At 63.0% G+C, this 18,391-nt stretch carries 16 protein-coding genes; 10 read left to right on the top strand and 6 right to left on the bottom strand.

Annotated features, from left to right (window positions below):
* Positions 1-456 precede the first annotated feature (456 nt).
* Genes ACFFUC_RS13365 through ACFFUC_RS13335 form a run of 7 tightly spaced genes read left to right on the top strand, consistent with a single transcriptional unit; the run spans position 457 to position 8,310 of the window.
* Positions 457-1,536: a transporter substrate-binding protein gene (locus ACFFUC_RS13365; protein WP_377686987.1), complete on the top strand. Its 1,080-nt coding sequence runs from the start codon at positions 457-459 to the stop codon at positions 1,534-1,536.
* Complete coding sequence (locus tag ACFFUC_RS13360; RefSeq protein WP_377686985.1) at positions 1,533-2,138, top strand: ANTAR domain-containing response regulator; 606 nt, start codon at positions 1,533-1,535, stop codon at positions 2,136-2,138. The genes ACFFUC_RS13365 and ACFFUC_RS13360 overlap by 4 nt, the downstream gene beginning before the upstream one ends.
* Positions 2,131-3,012 (top strand): ABC transporter permease, encoded by an 882-nt coding sequence (locus ACFFUC_RS13355; protein ID WP_377687005.1) that lies wholly within the window; start codon positions 2,131-2,133, stop codon positions 3,010-3,012. The genes ACFFUC_RS13360 and ACFFUC_RS13355 overlap by 8 nt, the downstream gene beginning before the upstream one ends.
* Positions 3,012-3,932 (top strand): ABC transporter permease, encoded by a 921-nt coding sequence (locus tag ACFFUC_RS13350; protein WP_377686983.1) that lies wholly within the window; start codon positions 3,012-3,014, stop codon positions 3,930-3,932. The genes ACFFUC_RS13355 and ACFFUC_RS13350 overlap by 1 nt, the downstream gene beginning before the upstream one ends.
* 22 nt (positions 3,933-3,954) lie before the next feature.
* A complete protein-coding gene (locus ACFFUC_RS13345; protein ID WP_377686981.1) occupies positions 3,955-5,559 on the top strand; it encodes an ABC transporter substrate-binding protein in 1,605 nt (534 codons plus the stop codon).
* Positions 5,560-5,566: 7 nt separating this feature from the next.
* Positions 5,567-6,526: an acetamidase/formamidase family protein gene (locus ACFFUC_RS13340; RefSeq protein WP_377686979.1), complete on the top strand. Its 960-nt coding sequence runs from the start codon at positions 5,567-5,569 to the stop codon at positions 6,524-6,526.
* Positions 6,523-8,310 carry an ABC transporter ATP-binding protein gene (locus ACFFUC_RS13335; RefSeq protein ID WP_377686977.1) on the top strand — a complete coding sequence of 596 codons (1,788 nt, stop codon included), beginning with the start codon at positions 6,523-6,525 and terminating at the stop codon, positions 8,308-8,310. Before ACFFUC_RS13340 ends, ACFFUC_RS13335 begins: the two co-directional genes overlap by 4 nt.
* Before the next feature lie 21 nt (positions 8,311-8,331).
* Here ACFFUC_RS13335 and ACFFUC_RS13330 read toward each other — a convergent pair whose 3' ends face one another.
* The 4 genes from ACFFUC_RS13330 to ACFFUC_RS13315 all read right to left on the bottom strand — a co-directional run bounded on the left by ACFFUC_RS13330 (position 8,332) and on the right by ACFFUC_RS13315 (position 11,833).
* The gene (locus tag ACFFUC_RS13330; RefSeq protein ID WP_377686975.1) at positions 8,332-9,111 is read right to left on the bottom strand and encodes an ImuA family protein; all 780 of its coding nucleotides are present in this window, start codon (positions 9,109-9,111) and stop codon (positions 8,332-8,334) included.
* A 108-nt stretch (positions 9,112-9,219) separates the two neighbouring features.
* A complete protein-coding gene (locus tag ACFFUC_RS13325; protein ID WP_377686973.1) occupies positions 9,220-9,996 on the bottom strand; it encodes a 16S rRNA pseudouridine(516) synthase in 777 nt (258 codons plus the stop codon).
* A gap of 183 nt (positions 9,997-10,179) precedes the next feature.
* Complete coding sequence (locus tag ACFFUC_RS13320) at positions 10,180-10,524, bottom strand: hypothetical protein (protein ID WP_377686971.1); 345 nt, start codon at positions 10,522-10,524, stop codon at positions 10,180-10,182.
* Between the two features lie 55 nt (positions 10,525-10,579).
* On the bottom strand, positions 10,580-11,833 hold the full coding sequence (locus tag ACFFUC_RS13315; protein ID WP_377686970.1) for a molybdopterin-dependent oxidoreductase: 1,254 nt from the start codon (positions 11,831-11,833) through the stop codon (positions 10,580-10,582).
* Between the two features lie 343 nt (positions 11,834-12,176).
* Between ACFFUC_RS13315 and ACFFUC_RS13310 the strand changes: the two genes are divergently transcribed.
* Positions 12,177-12,998 carry a CatB-related O-acetyltransferase gene (locus ACFFUC_RS13310; RefSeq protein ID WP_377686969.1) on the top strand — a complete coding sequence of 274 codons (822 nt, stop codon included), beginning with the start codon at positions 12,177-12,179 and terminating at the stop codon, positions 12,996-12,998.
* Here the strand turns inward: ACFFUC_RS13310 and ACFFUC_RS13305 are convergent.
* Together ACFFUC_RS13305 and tagD are read right to left on the bottom strand one after the other, a co-directional pair.
* Positions 12,949-14,469, bottom strand: coding sequence for a LicD family protein (locus ACFFUC_RS13305; RefSeq protein ID WP_377686967.1), 1,521 nt, complete (start codon positions 14,467-14,469; stop codon positions 12,949-12,951). The genes ACFFUC_RS13310 and ACFFUC_RS13305 overlap by 50 nt on opposite strands.
* A 30-nt stretch (positions 14,470-14,499) precedes the next feature.
* Entirely contained in the window at positions 14,500-14,892 is a 393-nt protein-coding gene (tagD, locus tag ACFFUC_RS13300) for a glycerol-3-phosphate cytidylyltransferase (protein ID WP_377686965.1), read from the bottom strand.
* 577 nt (positions 14,893-15,469) lie between these two features.
* On the opposite strand from tagD, the gene ACFFUC_RS13295 reads away from it, so the two are divergent.
* On the top strand, positions 15,470-16,843 hold the full coding sequence (locus ACFFUC_RS13295) for an SLC13 family permease (RefSeq protein WP_377686963.1): 1,374 nt from the start codon (positions 15,470-15,472) through the stop codon (positions 16,841-16,843).
* A 209-nt stretch (positions 16,844-17,052) separates the two neighbouring features.
* Positions 17,053-18,240, top strand: a complete 1,188-nt coding sequence (locus ACFFUC_RS13290; RefSeq protein WP_377686961.1) for a pyridoxal-phosphate-dependent aminotransferase family protein — start codon at positions 17,053-17,055, stop codon at positions 18,238-18,240.
* Positions 18,241-18,391: the final 151 nt, after the last annotated feature.

The following is an 18,391-nucleotide window of genomic DNA, read 5'->3' as shown; positions in this document are numbered from 1 at the left end:
CTAACCGCCCCGTGTCACGATTGCTGGGCGCGGGGATAGTGGCTGTCGTTTCCGCGCGGCAGCCCCTCATGCCGCTGTCTTTCCCCGATACCCCGAACAGTCCATCCGGTCCGCCCCGCATCACGCTGCGCGGGCGGTCATGCGCGTCTCGGATGCGTCCGGCCCACCAGCGCATTCCCTCCGGACCGCCCCGCAACGACAATCGCGGCCTCTTCACGCGGCTGTCAAATGCGGCGCATTCTTTCGCATCAACTGCCACCTTTGTTATTTCTTTTCAAAATCCGGACACCATGCAATTGATAGTTGCGGAAATTTCGAGAAATTCCCGTCTCCCCCCTTCCCAACCCGAGCGAGATTGGCTAGCGTGGCAGGAAGAATACGGCAAGCAAGCCCCGCCCCGATCGCAAATCCCATGCGGTCGGGCGGGGCTTTTTTTTAATTCGGGTGGATGAACCAGTGAAGCGCATTATCGAGATCGGCGTCTTGTTGTCCCGCTCGGGGACCTATGAACCGATGTCGCGCGCGACGCTGGCCGGTGTCTTGCGCGGCATCGACGAGGTTTCCGCCGATATGCGCTACGGCGTCGATTTCGCGCCCGTGGTCAGGGATCCCGCCGGCGATCTCGCCAATTATTCGCCGATGTGCCAGGAACTGCTCGGTCAGCAAAACATCCGCCATATTTTCGGCTGCGTCACCTCGGCCTCGCGCAAGGAGGTGATCCCCGCGCTCGAACGTCACGGCGGGGTTTTGTGGTATCCGCTGCCTTACGAGGGTTTCGAGGCCTCGGAACATATCGCCTATATGCATGCCTGCCCCAACCAGCATGTCGTGCCCCTGCTCGAGTGGGCGGCCGCGACTTTGGGGCCGAATGCCTATCTTGTCGGCTCGAACTACATCTGGGGCTGGGAGATCGCGCGGATCGCGCGCGAGCGCATCCTCGCCTCGGGCGGGCGGATCATGGGCGATCGCTATCAGGTGCTCAACGACACCTCGATGCCTCATATTCTCGACGAGATCGCGCGGCTGAAGCCCGATTTCATCCTGAACTCGCTTGTCGGCGAAAGCGCCTACCACTTCTTTGCCGAGCTGGCCAAACTGCGCGCCGCTTCGGGGGGCGCGGTCAATCCGGCCGTGCTGTCGTGCAATTTCACCGAGGCCGAGCTGTCCAAAACCGGCAGCACCGCCGAGGGGCTGATTTCGGTCGGGCCGTGGTTTGCCCCCGCGCCCGCGCCTTTGGGCAATTCCTTTGCCGAAATGGCGCGCCGCTCGGTTCACGAACTGGCGCAACTTTTGACAATCGTGCCCGATGGCGAGCATCTGCCCCTGTCCGCGCTGGTCAATACCGCCGCCAAGCGCGGCTATGTCTCGCTTTTGGCGGGCGATACGCTCCATGCAAAGCTGCCGGTGGTGATCGCGCGGCTCGAGGGACAGCAATTCATGGAAATCAAACGGCTTTCGCCGCGCGCCGCGGATCCCTATCTCAGCCGGTCGCGCTTTGACGGGGATATGCGCCCTTCGCTGCGGGTGGTGTCATGAGCAAGATCCGGACCGAAAACCTCGCGCAGGCCTGCGCCTATATCCTGCAACCGCCGCTCGCCGGTGGTCAGGGCCTGACCCGCCAGCTCGAAATCATCGGCCTGCGCGTCGTCGAAGTCTGGCCCGAACTGCCGATCGAGGCGATCTCGGCAGATTTCGTGCTCTATGATGTCGATCAGGGCCATGACGCGCAATTCCCCTGGCCCGCCGGTCAAAGCCCGATGCCGATGATCGCGATTATCGGCTCGGAGGCACCGGGGCGGCTGCAATGGGCGATGACGATGGGGGCGCATGCGCAGCTTCTCAAGCCTGTCGGCAACAACGGGATCTATGCGGCCCTTCTCGTCGCGCGCAGCAATTTCGACCGCGACCACGCCTCGCAGGCCCAGATCGCCGGTCTCGAGACCCGTCTGAGCGCGCGCCAGACCGTGGTGCAGGCGGTGATGATTTTCGTCATGCGCGGCAAGACCGAAGCCCAAGCCTACGAGGCCCTGCGCCAGATCGCCATGGCTTGGCGCGTGACCATTGAAGATGCCGCCGCGCGGGTGGTGGCCAGCAACGCTAACGAAAGGGTGCAAGATGACAGCGCCTGCCATGGCTGAGGCCGCCCGCGCCGAGCCGCGCAAACCATCGACGCTCCGCAAGCTTGCCCAAAGGCGGCTCGCGCTGTTCGGGCTGGTCCTGATGGTGATTTTCATCGGTGGCGCGCTTTTCGCGCCCTGGCTCGCGCCCCATGATCCGAACGAGCAGTTCTTCGACGGGCTCACGATCGAGGGCGCCCCGCTTGCGCCCGGAGGCCAGTTCTGGTTCGGCACCGACCTTTTGGGACGCGATCTCTTCTCGCGGCTTCTTTACGGCGCGCGGACCTCGCTGATCATCGGGATCGTGGCCAACGGAACGGCGCTGGTGATCGGGACGCTGATCGGCGTGACCGCGGGCTATTTCCGCGGCCCCGTCGGCGCGGTTCTGATGCGTTTCACCGATCTCATGATGGCCTTCCCCGCGCTTTTGCTCGCGATCTGTCTGGCGGCGATCCTGCAACCATCGCTGTGGATCGTGGCGATGGTCATTGCCTTCGTGAACTGGGTCCAGACGGCGCGGGTCGTCTTTACCCAGACCTCCTCGCTGGCCGAGCGCGACTTCATCGCCGCCGAGAAAACCCTTGGCGCGGGCCATGGCCGCATCCTCTTTCGCCATATCCTGCCCCATCTGCTGCCGACGCTGATCGTCTGGGCGACCTTGGGGATTTCGACCACGGTGCTGCTCGAGGCGACGCTGTCCTTCCTCGGCGTGGGCGTGCAGCCCCCGACCGCGTCATGGGGCAACATCATCTTCGAGAACCAGACCTACTTCCAATCGGCGCCCTGGCTCGTCTTCATTCCGGGAGCCTGCATTCTGGCGCTCGCGCTTGCCTTCAACCTCGTCGGTGACGCGTTGCGCGACATTCTCGACCCAACCCAACAGGGGCGCGACTGATGCTGGCCTATGTTCTGCGCCGTCTGATCCAATCCGCCCTGATCCTTCTGGGCGTCTCCTTCATCACCTTCATCCTGCTTTACGTTCTGCCCGCCGATCCCGTGCGCCAGATCGCGGGACGATCGGCCACGCCCGCAACCGTCGAAAGCATCCGCCAGCAGCTCGGCCTCGACCAGCCGTTTCTGGTGCAATACGGCAATTACCTGTGGAACCTGCTCCACGGTGATCTCGGGCGGTCCTATCTGCAAAAGACCAATGTCTCCGAGCTGATCGTCTCGCGTCTGCCCGCCACGCTTCAGCTGATGGTCGCCGCGATTTTCTGCGAGCTGGTGATCGGCATCACCCTTGGCGTAATCGCCGCGCTCTACCGCGGCCGCACGCTCGACAACAGCCTGATGCTGACCTCCTTTATCACGGTTTCCGCGCCGCAATTCGTGGTCGCGCTGCTGCTGCTTTACGTCTTCTCGGTCAAGCTCGGCTGGTTCCCGATCGGCGGCTACGGCACCTTCGCCCATCTCGTGCTGCCCGCACTGACCTTGGGGATTCTCGGCTCGGGCTGGTACAGCCGGATCATGCGCTCGTCGATGATCGACGTGTTGCGCGCCGATTTCATCCGGACCGCCCGCGCCAAGGGCCTCAAGCGCCGCCGGATCATTCTCGGTCATGCCCTGCCCAATGCGATCCTGCCCATCATCGCCATGATCGGCATCGATATCGGCATTTTCATGTCGGGAATCGTGGTCGTCGAAAGCGTCTTCGGCTGGCCGGGCATCGGGCAGCTGGCCTGGCAGGCGATCCAGCGCGTCGACATCCCGATCATCATGGGTGTCACGCTGGTCTCGGCCTGCGGCATCGTTCTGGGCAACCTGCTTGCCGATCTCATTTCGCCGCTGATCGATCCGCGGATCAAGCTGCGCTGACTTTACCAACAGGAGGATAACAATGAAAAAACTGGCCCTTTCCACCGCTTTGGCCCTGCTGACGTCCTTCAGCCCCGCCTTGGCACAAGAGCCCGTCGCGGGCGGCAACATGATCGTGACCTATAAGGACGATGTCGCGACGCTCGATCCCGCCATCGGCTACGACTGGCAAAACTGGTCGATGATCAAATCGCTCTTCGACGGGCTGATGGATTACGAACCGGGCACGACCAACCTGCGCCCCGGCCTTGCCGAGAGCTATGAGTTCACCGAGGACGGGCTGACCTATACGTTCAAGCTGCGCGCGGGCATGAAATTCCACAACGGTCGCGAACTGACCGCCGAAGATGTGGTCTATTCGATCAACCGCGCCGTCGATCCCGCCACCCAATCCCCCGGTCAGGGCTTCTTCGGCATGATTGAGGGCTTCGATGCCGCCGCCGAAGGCAAAGGCCCGCTTTCGGGCGTGAGCGCGCCGGATGCGCAGACCGTCGTCTTCAAGCTTTCGCGCCCCGATGCGACCTTCCTCCATGTCATGGCGCTGAACTTCTCCTTCATCGTGCCCAAAGAGGCGGTCGAAGAAGCAGGCGCGGATTTCGGCAAGAAGCCGGTCGGCACCGGCGCGTTCAAACTGGCGGAATGGTCGCTCGGCCAGCGCCTCGTCTTTGAAAAGAACCCCGATTACTGGATCGCGGGCGTGCCCTATCTCGACAGCTTCACCGTCGAAGTCGGCCAAGAGCCGGTCGTGGCGCTTTTGCGTGCGCAAAACGGCGAGGTCGATATTCCCGGCGACGGCATTCCGCCCGCGAAATTCGTCGAAGTCATGGGCGATCCGGCACAGGCCGCGCTCGTGGTCGAGGGTGGCCAGCTCCATACCGGCTACGTCACGATGAATGTGACCGCCGCCCCCTTCGACAAGCCCGAGGTCCGTCAGGCCGTCAATATGGCGATCAACAAGGACCGCATCGTTCAGGTCATCAACGGCCGCGCCATTCCGGCGAACCAGCCGCTGCCGCCCTCGATGCCGGGCTATACCAAGGATTACGCGGGCTATCCCTACGACGTCGAGGGTGCCAAGAAGCTGCTGGCCGATGCCGGTTTGGGCGACGGGTTCGAGACCGAGCTTTACGTCATGAACACCGATCCCAACCCGCGGATCGCGCAGGCGATCCAGCAAGACCTCAAGGCGATCGGCATCACCGCCAACATCCGCTCGTTGGCGCAGGCCAACGTGATCGAGGCAGGTGGCGCGGGCACGGCTCCCATGATCTGGTCGGGCGGCATGGCATGGATCGCGGACTTCCCCGATCCGTCGAACTTCTACGGCCCGATCCTCGGTTGCGGCGGCGCGATCGACGGCGGCTGGAACTGGTCGAAATACTGCAATGCCGATCTGGACGCTCTGGCCGCCAAAGCCGATTCCGTCATCGATCCCGCCAAAGCCGAAGAGCGCCTGAGCCTGTGGTCCGAGGTCTATATGGGCGTGATGAAGGATGCCGCCTGGGCTCCGGTCTTCAACGAGCAGCGCTTCACCATGAAATCCGCGCGGATGGGTGGTGCGGATGCGCTTTACGTCGATCCGGTCTCGATCCCCGTCAACTACGATTACGTTTTCATCAAAGAGTGATCTTTCCATGTGCAAGCACTGCAACCATACGATCCATGCCCATCAGCATCACTTCGGCTGGGACAACAGCTTTGCCCCCGCCCTGCGTGCCGAACCGGGCGAGACGATCCTGTTCCAGTGCCTCGACAGTTCCGGGGGCCAGCTTGGCCCCCGCTCCACCGTCGAGGATGTGGGCGCGCTGGATTTCGGCAAGATCAATCCGGTCTCGGGCCCGATCCATGTCGAAGGCGCCAAACCGGGCGATGTGCTGAAAGTCACCATCGACAGCTTCACCCCCCAGCTGCGCGACGGTGCGGGTTTCGGCTGGACCGCCAATATCCCGGGCTTCGGCCTTTTGGCCGACCAGTTCACCACGCCTGCGCTGAACGTCTGGAAATTCGACGCGACCAGCATGGAGCCCGCGCTTTTCGGCAAGAACGGCCGCGTTCCGCTCAAACCCTTCGCGGGCACGATCGGAAATGCTTTGGCCGAAGCCGGCCATCACAGCGTGGTGCCGCCGCGCCGTGTCGGCGGCAATCTCGACATCCGCGACCTCTCGGCGGGGACCACGCTTTATCTGCCGGTCGAAGTCGAGGGCGCGCTTTTCTCGGTCGGTGACACCCATGCCGCCCAAGGCGACGGCGAGGTCTGCGGCACGGCGATCGAAAGCCCCTTCGACGTGGTTCTGACGCTGGATCTGATCAAGGACCAGCCGTTGAAATTCCCGCGCTTCACCACGCCGGGCCCTGTGACGCGCCATCTCGACACCAAAGGCTACGAGGTCACGACCGGCATCGGCCCCGACCTCTGGGCCGCCGCCAAGGAGGCCGTCGCGGGCATGGTCGATCTGCTGTGCGCCAGCCAGAAGCTCGATCCCGTCGATGCCTATATGCTGGTCTCGACCTGTGGCGATCTGCGCATCTCCGAGATCGTCGACATGCCCAATGTCGTCGTCAGCTTCTACTTCCCGAGGTCCGTGTTCGAATGATCGCCCCTGCCCTTTCCCCCGTCGCCAACAGCGAAAACCCCGTTCTGACGGTGACCGATCTCCATGTCGGGGCCCGCTCGGACGAGGGGCTGATCCCGCTGGTCCAAGGCCTGAGTTTCACGCTGTCGCGCGGCGAGACGCTGGTGATTGCGGGGGAAAGCGGTTCGGGCAAATCGATCACCTCGCTCGCCTGCATGGGGCTGCTTCCGGCCCCTGCTGTGCGGGTGACGGGCGGCTCGATCCGGCTTGACGGGATCGAGCTGACCACGCTGAGCGATGCGCAGATGCAGCCCCTGCGCGGCGGGCGCATCGCGATGATTTTTCAAGAGCCGATGACGGCGCTCAACCCCGTCATGACCATCGGCCGCCAATTGACCGAGGCCATCCGCGCCCACGAGCCGATGTCGCGCACCGCAGCCCGCGCCCGCGCGCTCGAGGCGCTCAAGGCGGTGCGGCTGTCCCAACCCGAAAAGCGGCTCGAGCAATATCCGCACGAACTGTCGGGCGGCATGCGCCAGCGCGTCGTCATCGCTATGGCCATCGCGCTCGAACCTGCGGTGCTGATCGCGGACGAGCCCACGACCGCGCTTGATGTGACGGTGCAGCGCGAGATCCTTGATCTTTTGCGCGATCTGCAACGCAATCTTGGCATGGCGGTGATCCTGATCACCCACGACATGGGCGTTGTCGCCGAAATGGCGGATCGGGTCATCGTGATGCGGGGCGGCAAAGTCGTCGAGGAACAGCCGACGATCGACCTATTCGACGCCCCGCGCGAGGATTACACCCGCGACCTTCTGGCGGCAGTGCCGCGTCTGGGCGCGGGGGCCGCGCGGCCGGCCTTTACCGGCAGCACGGTGCTGGTCGATTACAAGGATGTCTCGGTCACCTTTCCGATCAAGGCGGGGCTTCTCGGGCGGACGGTCTCGAATGTCCATGCGGTCGAAAAGGTCTCGCTGCAGATTTTTCAGGGCGAAACTTTGTCGCTCGTAGGCGAATCCGGTTGCGGCAAATCGACCATGGCCAAGGCGCTTGTCGGGCTCGTGCCCCATCAGGGCCGGATCGAGGTCGGCACGCGGGCCTTGGGCGAGCTCGACCGCGAGGGGCGCAAGGCGTTGCGCCGCGACATGCAGATCGTTTTTCAGGATCCGATGGCGGCGCTTGATGCGCGCATGACCGTGGGCGAGCTGATCCGCGAGCCGCTGGTCATCCACCAGATCGGCACACCGTCGGAGCAACGCGCACGCGTGCGCGAATTGCTGGCCCGTGTCGATCTGCCAGAGAATGCCTATGACCGCTATCCGCACCAGTTTTCGGGCGGCCAGCGCCAGCGGATCTGTATCGCCCGCGCGCTGGCGCTCAAGCCCAAGCTGATCATCTGCGACGAAAGCGTCGCGGCTTTGGACGTGTCCATTCAGGCGCGCGTTCTCGACCTTCTGCGCGATCTGCAACGCGAAATGGGGGTGAGCTATCTGTTCATCAGCCACGATATGGCGGTGGTCGAGAATATCTCGGACCGCGTGGCGGTAATGTATCTGGGCCAGATCGTCGAGATGGGGACGCGCGCGCAAGTCTTTGAAAACCCGCAGCATCCCTATACCAAGCGCCTGCTTTCGGCGGTTCCCGTCCCCGATCCGCGTCAAGACCTTGCCGCAAGGCCGAGGCTGACCGGCGACATCCCGAGTCCGGTCTGGCCCGCAGGTTCCGGCCCCGTCGCCGTCGCATTGAGAGATATCGGCGGCGGGCATCTTTGCGCCACGAATGCGGATCCGACCCCCGCCTGACGCGCGCGCCATCGCGGGCGATCAGGCGCGCGGCGGCGCCTCGTTTTCGGACTGGTCCTGACTGTCGCCGTGCTTTCGCGGCACGGCCAAATCTGCGCCGAATACCGGAGAAAAGGCCGGCGCGACGGGCGGCTTTTGCAACCCTTGCGGGTTTTCGGCCTCGTGAAGGACGAGATCATCCGCCGTCGTGCCATCCCAAGCCACCAGCCAGCCCCTGCAAGGGGCCGATTTGTTTTTGACCAGCTGCCAATGATGCAGGGCCGGATCCGGCAGAGCGCCGCGCGAAACCGCCAGCGCGGACGGGGCCGCACCGGCGACCGGCTCGCAATGCCAGCGGCTTTCGGCGGCATTGCTGCCCCGCCCCTCGCCGATCAGCATCAATCCGGTGGTCCCGCCCGTCTCGGCGGCAAGCTGCAACCGGCGTCCCGCCGTCAAGGAAAGCGGCTTTTCGGGCTCGGCGACGACAAGACCGGCAGGGCTGGCGCGCAAGGCCTCTTCCGTTGCCCAGAGAAGGTCCTTTTCGCTCGCGGCCTCGACCAGATGCAGACGCTCGCCGACCCCGAAGGGCAAGCCGCCCATCATCAGTCGCTGGTGGTTGCGTGCCGGCGTGATCCAGAAAAGCGCGCCGCGATGTCGCGCCATCTGGAAAAGGGCAAAAGCCACCCGCCCGCGCCCCTGCGCCTCGTGCACGCGGGCCCCGCGCAAACCCAGCGCCATGCGCGGATCAAGCTGCGGGTCGGCGTGCGGATCGGGGGCCTCCGCTTTCGTCGTGGCAAGGTCTGGGCGGCTCGCTTGCGGCATGGTGCTTTTTAGCGCAGCCGACACGAACAAATCAAGAACATATTGAAACGCGGCACGCGCGGAAACAGGCCCCGACCGACCGAAACGCGGTGCTCTGACCGGAGCCCCCTAGGCCGCTTCCTTCTCGAAAATCCGCGCGATCTCTTGCGGCGCGAGCAGCCGCCATTGGCCGGGCAAAAGGTCATCGGGCAGGCTCAACCCGCCCAGACGCTCGCGGTGGAGTTCCTCGACATGGTTACCGGCTGCGGCAAACATGCGGCGGACCTGATGGTAGCGGCCTTCAGTGACGTGAAGCAGCGCCTCTGTCGGGGTGACCACCTCGAGAGTGGCGGGGGCCAATGGCCGCTCCTCGCCCTCGAGCAGGAGGCTGCCCGAGGCGAAAAGCGCCCCCTCGCCCCCTTCGAGCGGGCGGGCGAGCTTGGCGCGATAGGTCTTGGTGATCATGCTTTTGGGGCTGATGACGCGGTGAAGGAAACCCCCGTCATCGGTCATCAGGAGCAGGCCCGAGGTTTGCTTGTCCAGACGCCCGATGGTCGAGATCGCGGGATCGCGGTGGCGCCAGCGCGGCGGCAGGATGTCATAGACCAATGCCCCACTTTCCTTGTGCGAACAGGTCATCCCGAGCGGCTTGTTCAACAGCAAAACCAGCCCCTCGACCGGATCGAGCGCCTCGCCGTCAATCCGCATGCGGGCCGGCAGATCGGGCGTAACCGCAATGCGCTTGGTCGCATCGGGCAGGTCCGCGCCATCCAGCGTGATCCCTCCGACCTTGGCCAGACGCGCGATTTCCTTGCGCGAGCCATAGCCCATGGAGGAGAGCAATTTGTCGATACGGGTGGTCGGGATCTTGGAAATGGTCTGTTGCCCCTCTGCGAGCGCTTGCACAGGGCGGCTTGTCCGGCGGGATCCCCCACCGAAGCACCGCCGGTTCAACCCTCGTCTTGGGCCATTGCCCCTCATCTTGTCCAGAGAAACGTATCGCGCGGCCCCCCACGCTTCTCCGCCGCGAAACGGAAAACGGCCCTTTCCGCCCGAGAAGGAAAAGGGCCGGTCAGGAAAGAGGCCGCCTTACTTCAGCCCGCGGAAAGCGGTCAGGTAATCGAGGATCTTTTCCTTGTCGTCGGGATCAATGACCGCCTTATAGGCCGTCTCCATCCGCTCGACGGTTTCCGCCCATTGTTCGCGTGCGACATAGGGCTGGTAGAAGACCTGATCGGCGGAATGGCAGGCGAGGCAGGTATAGTTGATCTCGTCCGTGCCGACACCGGCATCGGGCAGCATTTCGTCGCTGACCGGAAGGTCGAACTGGACCGAGGTCAGCACTTTCACCGCGTCGAGATCGCTGCCCTGCGCCTGCGCCAGACCCGCCGCGGCCATCAGGATCGCGACACACGTCAAAGACCGAAACGACATGATGCTCCCTTTCCAGCAGGAGGTACGAATGGTTGTGGTTTCCACGCTCTGCATCTCAGACCACCTGCAGCTTGCGGGTCTCGACCGAACTCCACATATAGCCGCGCGGATTCCAGGTGCGCTGAAGGGGCTGGGCGACGCCGTTGTCGTTGGTGGCACGGACCATGACGCCGACCTCGCCCTTGTCGGGGAAGGTCACGTTCGCGGTCCATTGGCGGAAGCTGTATTTGCCGTGATCCTCGCCAAGCGTCGCCGCCTGCCAGCTTTTGCCGCCGTCGAGCGAGTAATCGACCGCTTTGACACCGGCATTCCCGCCCATCGCGATCCCGCGCAGCTCCGTCGCCGTGCCCGAGGGCACCTGAGCGCCATCGGCCAGATTGGTCACCAGCGAGCGCGGCAGAAGATAGGTCACCTTGCGGACTTCGAACCCCGTGCGCATACCCGCATCGACGGTATGGGTCGGGTTGTCGGGTACGCGATAGGCCGACTTCGTCCAATAGGTCTCGTCGGGCTCGCTCAGGATCTCGATATCGTTGAGCATCTTGATCCAGTAGACCGAGCTCCAGCCCGGCACGATCAGACGCAGCGGGAAGCCGTTGAGATAAGGGATCTGCTCGCCGTTCATGGCGAAAGCGATCATGACCTCGCCGTCCATCGCGTGATCGAGATCGAGCGTCCCGATAAAGGGCGGCGCATCGGGTACAAGCGCCTGATCCAGTCCGCCGAAACGCGCCTGTATCGCTCCCGCCTTGATCCCCGCCTTCTCGAGCACGTCGCGCAGACGCACGCCGACCCAACGCGCATTGCCCATCGCGCCATTGCCCCATTGCGGGCCGGTGACGCGCGGCTCGAAATAGCTGCGCCCGGAGCCCGCGCAAAGGCAGACGGCGGCCAGTTCGACCCGCTCGTAATCATTGAGGATTTCGTTGACGCCGAGGCCGAGCGGCGTCTCGACACTTCCGAGGATCTTGAGCCGGAAGGTCTCGACATCGATCTCGGGCGGCAGCGTGGCCCAATGCCAGCTCACGAAGAAACGGTCGTTGGGGGTGAAAACGCCCTGATCGAAGACATCGGGCGGCGTTTCAAGCCAAGGCGGCGTGACCCGCTGGAGGATCATCTCGCCCTTTTGCGGAAAGGCCGTCGTCAGCGGCCGCGTTTCCGGACCACCCGCGACATGGGTGTCGAAAACGGCTCCGGTCGTCAGACTGGTACTGCCTTGCGCAAAGGCACGTCCTGCCAAAGTCGTGGCCGATAGACCGGCAATGAAACCCCGACGCGAAACCCCATATCCGGCTGGAAAACTGCGCATAACGCACCACCTTGCTAAAGACGCTTCCATTATCCGGACATACATTTGTCCGTTATGCAAACTTATAATACCAATATGCATGGATGGCGCGCAGCTGGTGAAATCGGCGACCCGCCCCTGACCGATTGCTGTGCGGTCCCTGCCCTGAAGCCGGTCTCGATGACGGGCGGCGGCCTCTCGGTCTGCCTGCCGCCGCATCCCCGCGCCGAGCGTGGCGACATGCGCGGAAAACCCCAACCCTGCGCCCGCCTCTGCGGCAATGCTTGCGGGCGGCTATATGTCCATTTACATTGAGGAATTAGCCCTCTGCCCGAAAGAGCCCGATAAAGGACATGCGCCCCGGATGATACTGACCGAAGAACTGGCGAGCAGCCTTTGGAAGGACCGCGTCCTCCTGACCCGCGCGGTCAAAGCGCCGGGACCGGCCTATTACGGCTCGATGAAAATCGGGACCGAGCTCAAGATCACATCCAAAGCCGTGATCGAGGAGCGCGCGGCGCTTTACCAGTTTCCCTATCGCCCCTCGGTCGGCGGTGCCTCTTATTCGGGCATCTCGAACATCGGCATGCTGTCCTATTCCTATTCGCCCCTGCCCGAGCCGATGACTGTGGGACGCTATTGCTCGATTTCGTCCGGGCTCGCCATTCTCGACAGCCACCACCCGCTGACCTCGCTCACGACGTCGATCTTCAGCTTCCGGCCCAACAACGTCATGCTCGACGGGATCGAGACCAAAGGTTTGCGCGAAAAGATCGGCTGGCATATCCGCGACCACAAAGACTGGCCGCGCATCGGTCATGATGTCTGGATCGGCCGTGATGTGACGCTGAGCCTCGGCATTACGATCGGGACCGGCGCGGTTCTCGCGGCGGGCGCGATGGTGACCAAAAACGTCGAGCCCTATTCGATTGTCGGAGCCAATCCCGCGCGCCATATCCGCTACCGGATCGAGGATGCGGGCCTGCGCGCCGCGCTTTTGGAGACAAGCTGGTGGGAGATGCCGCCCACCGATCTGATGCGGCTCGATCCCTCGGACCCAGCTGCTTTCGTCAAGAACCATCAGGCTGCAGCAAGGCGCGGCGATCTGCGCCGCTATCAGCCGGCGCAGTACGTCTTCAGCCCCGAAGGCGTAAAACGGATCCCAGCAGCTTACGCGGCTTCATGACCTTGCCCAGCAAGGATTGCGCGGAGGCGGCATTGGGCCCAGAGGCGACCGCAGCATTGCCGCGCCCTTCGAGCGGCCAGGGCCATTCGTAATAGGGATCGGCCACCGGCCAACCAGAGCCGTATCGCGCTTCGAGAAAGGCCTCGGGCAGAGCCGGCGCGGGATAGCTGCGCCCGTAAAGCGACACCTTGCCCACCGGCAGCAGAAAGCGCTTCGGAACGGGGAAATACTGCGGATATTTCAGCATCACATGCAGCTTGTCCCCCTCCTCCCAGCAAGGAAACAAATCCAGCCCGCCGCGCTCGTCCCAGACGTGGAAATTGACGAGATTGTCGCTGAGATCACTGGTGTAACCCATTGCCACCAAAGCATCGCTCAGCTTTTTGCGGTTGGCGAGCATCTCGGCATACGAAGTCGAGCCGTCATGATAAAGAAGGTCGACATCGTCGTCATGCGGCATGAACTCGCCGTTGCGCACCGCCCCGAGCAGGCTGCCGTAGCACAGCATGGGCGTCACGCCGCTCTTCACCATTGCGGGGATAATCGCATCGAGCGCGCTCAGGTATTTGTCGCGCTCGCGGATGAGGCGCGGTTCCTGGAACGTATGTTTGCAGGCGACAATTCCCACCTTGCGGTCCAGCCGCTTCGAGGCGAGCGCATTGGCCTTGTCGACGACAGCCTCGAGCCGCGAGGGCGAGGACATGATCGCGGACAAAGGCTTGAGGTCTGGGGAATGCGCCACCAGACGCTTGCCTCCGATCAAAAGCAAAAGCTGGGCCGTCGCGGTGAGGACAAAATCGCTCAGCTCGGGGCGGGTCTCGAAAACGGGAAGCAGGGAAATCAGTTCGCGGGCATCGAGATCGCAGGTATCGGCCTCGATCGCCGCGCTGAGCTTGGCGTGCAAATCGGCAATAACACGCGCCTGCCAACCGGCCGAAAATTTCGCGGGCAAAGCCACATCATAACGCCCGCAGATCCCGATAAAGCTGTCCTGAACGTCTTTGGGATTGTAGTGTTGCGCGCTGAGAAACAGCTTGCCCTGATGATAGGCCGAAAGACAGACATGACGCGCCTTTGCACCGAGACGGCCACGGTTGACGAGCCGCAGAACCGAGACTTTTACGCCCGGCTTGAAGAGGATCGTCATCGCTGGCCGCGCCTCTTTCCCAGAGGTGAGCTGCTTCGAGGTCACGAAAAGCCGGCGGATATCGCTTCCTTCATGGCGCTGATGCGCGCTGGTCAGCGTGACATTGGCCACGATATCGTCAAGGGCCAGCTCTTTTCGGTCCGGCCCCATCACCTTGACGATCGGGAAATGCAGCTCCTGCTCGCTGCCGCTATCGGCATGGATGACGATGCGCGTGACGGGACCCGAGATCGCATGAACCTGATGCAGCGAAGGATGGGTGCCATAGCTGCCATAGCCGGGCAATCCGTTGATTGCCACGTCGAGCAACGGTCTCTCGATCATAGAATGTCCTGACAGGTAACCGGAGGCGGCTTAGGCCGAAGCGGCGATGCGCTGACGAATGGCGGTGCTGGAGATCCCGGGCGTGCGCTCGAGATAGGTCACTTCCCAAAGCGATTTCAGCTCATCGAATTTTCCCGCCCAATCGTCGCCGATACAGAAGACATCGGCATGAAAAAGCCGGATGTCCTTTGCTTTCTGCGCCCAGCTCGTCTCGGGAATGACCAGATCGACATAGCGCAGGGCCTCGAGGTCCTGCTTGCGCTCGTCGTAGCTGAAATAGGCCGTCTTGTCCTTGAGCGCGTTGAATTCGTCGGTCGACAAGGCAACGATCAAATAGTCCCCGAGCTCGCGCGCCCGGCGAAGCAAACGGATATGTCCGTGATGGAGCGTATCGAAAGTTCCGTAGGTAATGACTCGCCGCACCGCGCTAACCCCTCGGCATATAACGCAAAAAATGTAACACTTATATGACATATATGCGCGGAACGGTCAAGTCTGCCCCCGTATTTCCCAAGGTTTCGGCGGCTTTTTGCATCTTTTATGTCCGCAACATGACAGCGCACCGAGGCTATGCGCGCTCTATGAGCGCAAGAGTGAGAGCATTCGACCGTCAACCGGACCAGTCCTGCTGAGCCGAGCAACAGCATCAGCGCCGGCCTCCCTCTGCGACTTCCGGTCCAGAGCAATCATGCCTTTACCCGATGCCGGCGCGCTTGACCGTTCGGGCGGCACGCCAACATAGTCTGGGCGCGAGACGGCGACCGGATGGCGGCTGGAATCATCGTGGGGGCACAGGGTGAAACCCGTCCCTGCCGGTGTCGACAGAGCCTCTCGCCTGCGGATATGCGCGACATGTCCGGCGCAAGAAAATTACAACCTATTGACTAAATTGTAAAAAAAATCTAGCGCTAAATATAATTCATAATTTAATAATTAATTATGTAGAGGTCGATGCTCCGGCCTGCTTCAGATCGCCGCATGCAAAGGTGGGAGGCCGCGCATGACTCATCATTTAATCGCCATAACAGCACTGGTCGCTATGTTCGTCATAGCAACCGCATTACCGATCAACATCGGCGTTCTCGCCTTTGTCGGTGCGTTCCTTGTCGGCACGCTTCTGGCCGGTGACACGACCAAAGAGATCATCGCCGGTTTCCCGAGCGGGCTGTTCCTGACGCTCGCCGGCATTACCTGGCTTTTCGCTCTCGCCCAGAACAACGGCACGATCGACTGGCTGGTCCGTGCCGCCGTCCGTGCCGTCAAGGGCCGCATCGCGCTGATCCCGTGGATCATGTTCTTCATCGCGGCGCTTCTGACCTCGATCGGTGCGGTCACGCCCGGCGCGGTGGCGATCGTCGCCCCGATCGCGCTGAGCTTCGCCTTCCGCTACCATATCTCGCCCCTGATGATGGGGATGATGGTGGCGCAAGGGGCCTCGGCCGGTGCCTTCTCGCCCATCGGGATTTTCGGCGGCATCACCAATGGCGTCGTCACCCGCGCGGGTCTGCCGATCAACGAGCTGGTCACGTTTTTCGCCAGCTTCGGCGCGAACTTCATCTGCGTGCTGATCCTTTTCTTCCTGCTCGGCGGCCGCCAGCTGATGAAGATGCGCGTCGATTTCAACGAGACCACGACCAAGGTCCCGCATCTCGAGATCTCGAGGCCCGCAACCGGCCCGCAGATTTTCGGCGACAGCGAGGCACAGGCCCTGACCGCCGAAATCGGCGAAGGCACCGGCGGCGATCCGAACAAGCTCAGCTCGGATCCCGAATCCCCCGGCCGCGACGGCAATCCGGTCCAGATCATGACCATCATCGGTCTGGCGCTGGTCGCGGTTCTGGTTCTTGCCTTCAAACTCGACATCGGCTTCGTGTCGCTTTCGGTCGGCCTCGTCATCGCGCTGAGCCAGCCCAACCTGCAAAAACGCGCCATGAGCCAGGTGGCCTGGCCCGAGATCATGCTGATCACCGGCGTCGGTACCTATATCGCCGTGCTCGAAGGCATGGGAACGATCGACTTCATCGGCAATAGCGTGGCCTCGATGGCCTCGCCGATGCTGGCTGCTTTGCTGCTGTTTTATATCGGCGGCATCGTCTCGGCTTTCGCATCCTCGACCGCGCTTCTGGGTGCGCTCATCCCGCTCGCCGTGCCCTTCCTTCAGGCCGGCACCGGCGTCAGCCCGATCGGCTTCATCGCCGGTATGGCGGTTGCCTCGACCATCGTGGACGTGAGCCCCTTCTCGACCAGCGGCGCCTTGGTTCTGGCGAACTCGCGCGGCGACAAAGCGGCCTTCTACCGCCAGCTCATGGGTTACGGCGCGCTGGTGACGCTGATCGCGCCGCTCGTCCTCTGGCTTGTCTTCGTCGTGCTGTAAGGCAGAGCACTCCTCAAAACCCCGCGCGCGCCGGAGATATTTTCGGCGCCCGCCCGCCTCGCGCCCCGCGTTTTCAATGCCTTGCGGCGCAGCTTTCCGACCATCCCCCGAAATCGTTTTTATGCGCCATTTGCTGATTGACTTTGCGTTTTGCATTTTGCATTCATTATTCAACACCAGAGCAATAGCCCATCTTCAGGAGAATCGACATGCCCCACGTCACCGGCCGCCACTTCCTCCAGATCCCCGGCCCGAGCCCTGTTCCCGACCGCGTCCTGCGCGCGATGTCGCAGCAGGTGATCGATCACCGCGGCCCCGAATTCGCCGATCTCGGCCTCAATGCGCTGGCTGCGATCAAGTCGATCTTCAAGACCCAGCAAGACGTCATCATCTATCCCTCCTCGGGTACCGGCGCCTGGGAAGCGGCACTGGCGAACGTCCTGCGCGAAGGCGACCGCGTCCTGATGTACGAGACCGGCCATTTCGCGACGCTCTGGAAGAAAATGGCCGAGAAGCTCGGGATTCAGGCCGAATTCATCGGCGGCGACTGGCGCTCGGGCGTCGATCCTGCCGTGATCGAAGAGCATCTGCGCAAGGATAGCGGCCACCAGATCAAGGCGGTCTGCGTTGTCCATAACGAGACCTCGACAGGCTCGACCTCGCCCATCGCCGAAGTCCGCCGCGCCATCGACAATGCCGGCCACCCCGCCCTCCTGATGGTCGATACGATCTCGGGTCTGGGTTCGGTCGATTTCCGCTTCGACGAATGGGGCGTGGACGTCGCCGTCTCGGGTTCGCAAAAGGGCCTGATGCTGCCTCCGGGGATCAGCTTCAATGCGGTCAGCCGCAAGGCGCTGGATGCGGCGGCGCAGGGCGGCACCCGCCGGTCCTATTGGGACTGGAAGGAAATGCTCGACATCACGGGCAAGGGCTACTTCCCCTATACCCCCGCGACCAACATGCTCTACGGTCTGGTCGATGCGGTCGCGATGATCCACGAAGAAGGCCTCGAGAACGTCTTTGCCCGCCACCAGCGCCATGCCGCCGCGACCCGCGCAGCCGTCCGCGCCTGGGATCTCGAGGTTCTGTGCCAGCAGCAAGGACATGAAAGCGGCGTTCTGACCGCTGTTCTCATGCCCGAAGGCCATAGCGCCGATGCGTTCCGCAAGGCCGCGCTCAAGAACTACAACATCTCGCTCGGAAGCGGCCTGTCGAAAGTCGCGGACAAGGTCTTCCGCATCGGCCACCTCGGCGACATCAACGACCTGACGCTGATCGGCGCGCTGAGCGGTGTCGAACTGGCCCTGTCGAAAGCCGGTGTGCCCCATTCCAAAGGCGGCGTTGCCGTCGCGATGGAACATCTGCTCAACACGCCCTCGCCGGGCATCGACGCCTGATCCTGTCGCGCCCCGATCCGGGGCGCGATCCACCCCGATGCGGAGCGGCACGTCCGCCCGTCCCCGACAGGAGCCAACCCCATGAACATCAAAGCTGACCTTGCCGGTTACGAAGTCGGTTTCGACATCCCCGCGCTGCCGGGGATGGACG

Origin of the sequence: Paracoccus cavernae (genome assembly GCF_042430175.1) — a bacterium.
In the GTDB taxonomy this organism is placed as follows: Bacteria; Pseudomonadota; Alphaproteobacteria; order Rhodobacterales; family Rhodobacteraceae; genus Paracoccus; species Paracoccus cavernae.
Note: the sequence above shows the minus strand (reverse complement) of the source record. Positions and strands in the feature narration are given on the sequence as shown.

Coding starts and splice junctions, on each gene's coding strand:
- ACFFUC_RS13360 (WP_377686985.1), top strand. CDS start 1,533: ATGAGCAAGATCCGGACCGAAAACCTCGCGCAGGCCTGCGCCTATATC.
- ACFFUC_RS13355 (WP_377687005.1), top strand. CDS start 2,131: ATGGCTGAGGCCGCCCGCGCCGAGCCGCGCAAACCATCGACGCTCCGC.
- ACFFUC_RS13350 (WP_377686983.1), top strand. CDS start 3,012: ATGCTGGCCTATGTTCTGCGCCGTCTGATCCAATCCGCCCTGATCCTT.
- ACFFUC_RS13345 (WP_377686981.1), top strand. CDS start 3,955: ATGAAAAAACTGGCCCTTTCCACCGCTTTGGCCCTGCTGACGTCCTTC.
- ACFFUC_RS13340 (WP_377686979.1), top strand. CDS start 5,567: ATGTGCAAGCACTGCAACCATACGATCCATGCCCATCAGCATCACTTC.
- ACFFUC_RS13335 (WP_377686977.1), top strand. CDS start 6,523: ATGATCGCCCCTGCCCTTTCCCCCGTCGCCAACAGCGAAAACCCCGTT.
- ACFFUC_RS13330 (WP_377686975.1), bottom strand. CDS start 9,111: ATGCCGCAAGCGAGCCGCCCAGACCTTGCCACGACGAAAGCGGAGGCC.
- ACFFUC_RS13320 (WP_377686971.1), bottom strand. CDS start 10,524: ATGTCGTTTCGGTCTTTGACGTGTGTCGCGATCCTGATGGCCGCGGCG.
- ACFFUC_RS13315 (WP_377686970.1), bottom strand. CDS start 11,833: ATGCGCAGTTTTCCAGCCGGATATGGGGTTTCGCGTCGGGGTTTCATT.
- ACFFUC_RS13310 (WP_377686969.1), top strand. CDS start 12,177: ATGATACTGACCGAAGAACTGGCGAGCAGCCTTTGGAAGGACCGCGTC.
- ACFFUC_RS13305 (WP_377686967.1), bottom strand. CDS start 14,469: ATGATCGAGAGACCGTTGCTCGACGTGGCAATCAACGGATTGCCCGGC.
- ACFFUC_RS13295 (WP_377686963.1), top strand. CDS start 15,470: ATGACTCATCATTTAATCGCCATAACAGCACTGGTCGCTATGTTCGTC.
- ACFFUC_RS13290 (WP_377686961.1), top strand. CDS start 17,053: ATGCCCCACGTCACCGGCCGCCACTTCCTCCAGATCCCCGGCCCGAGC.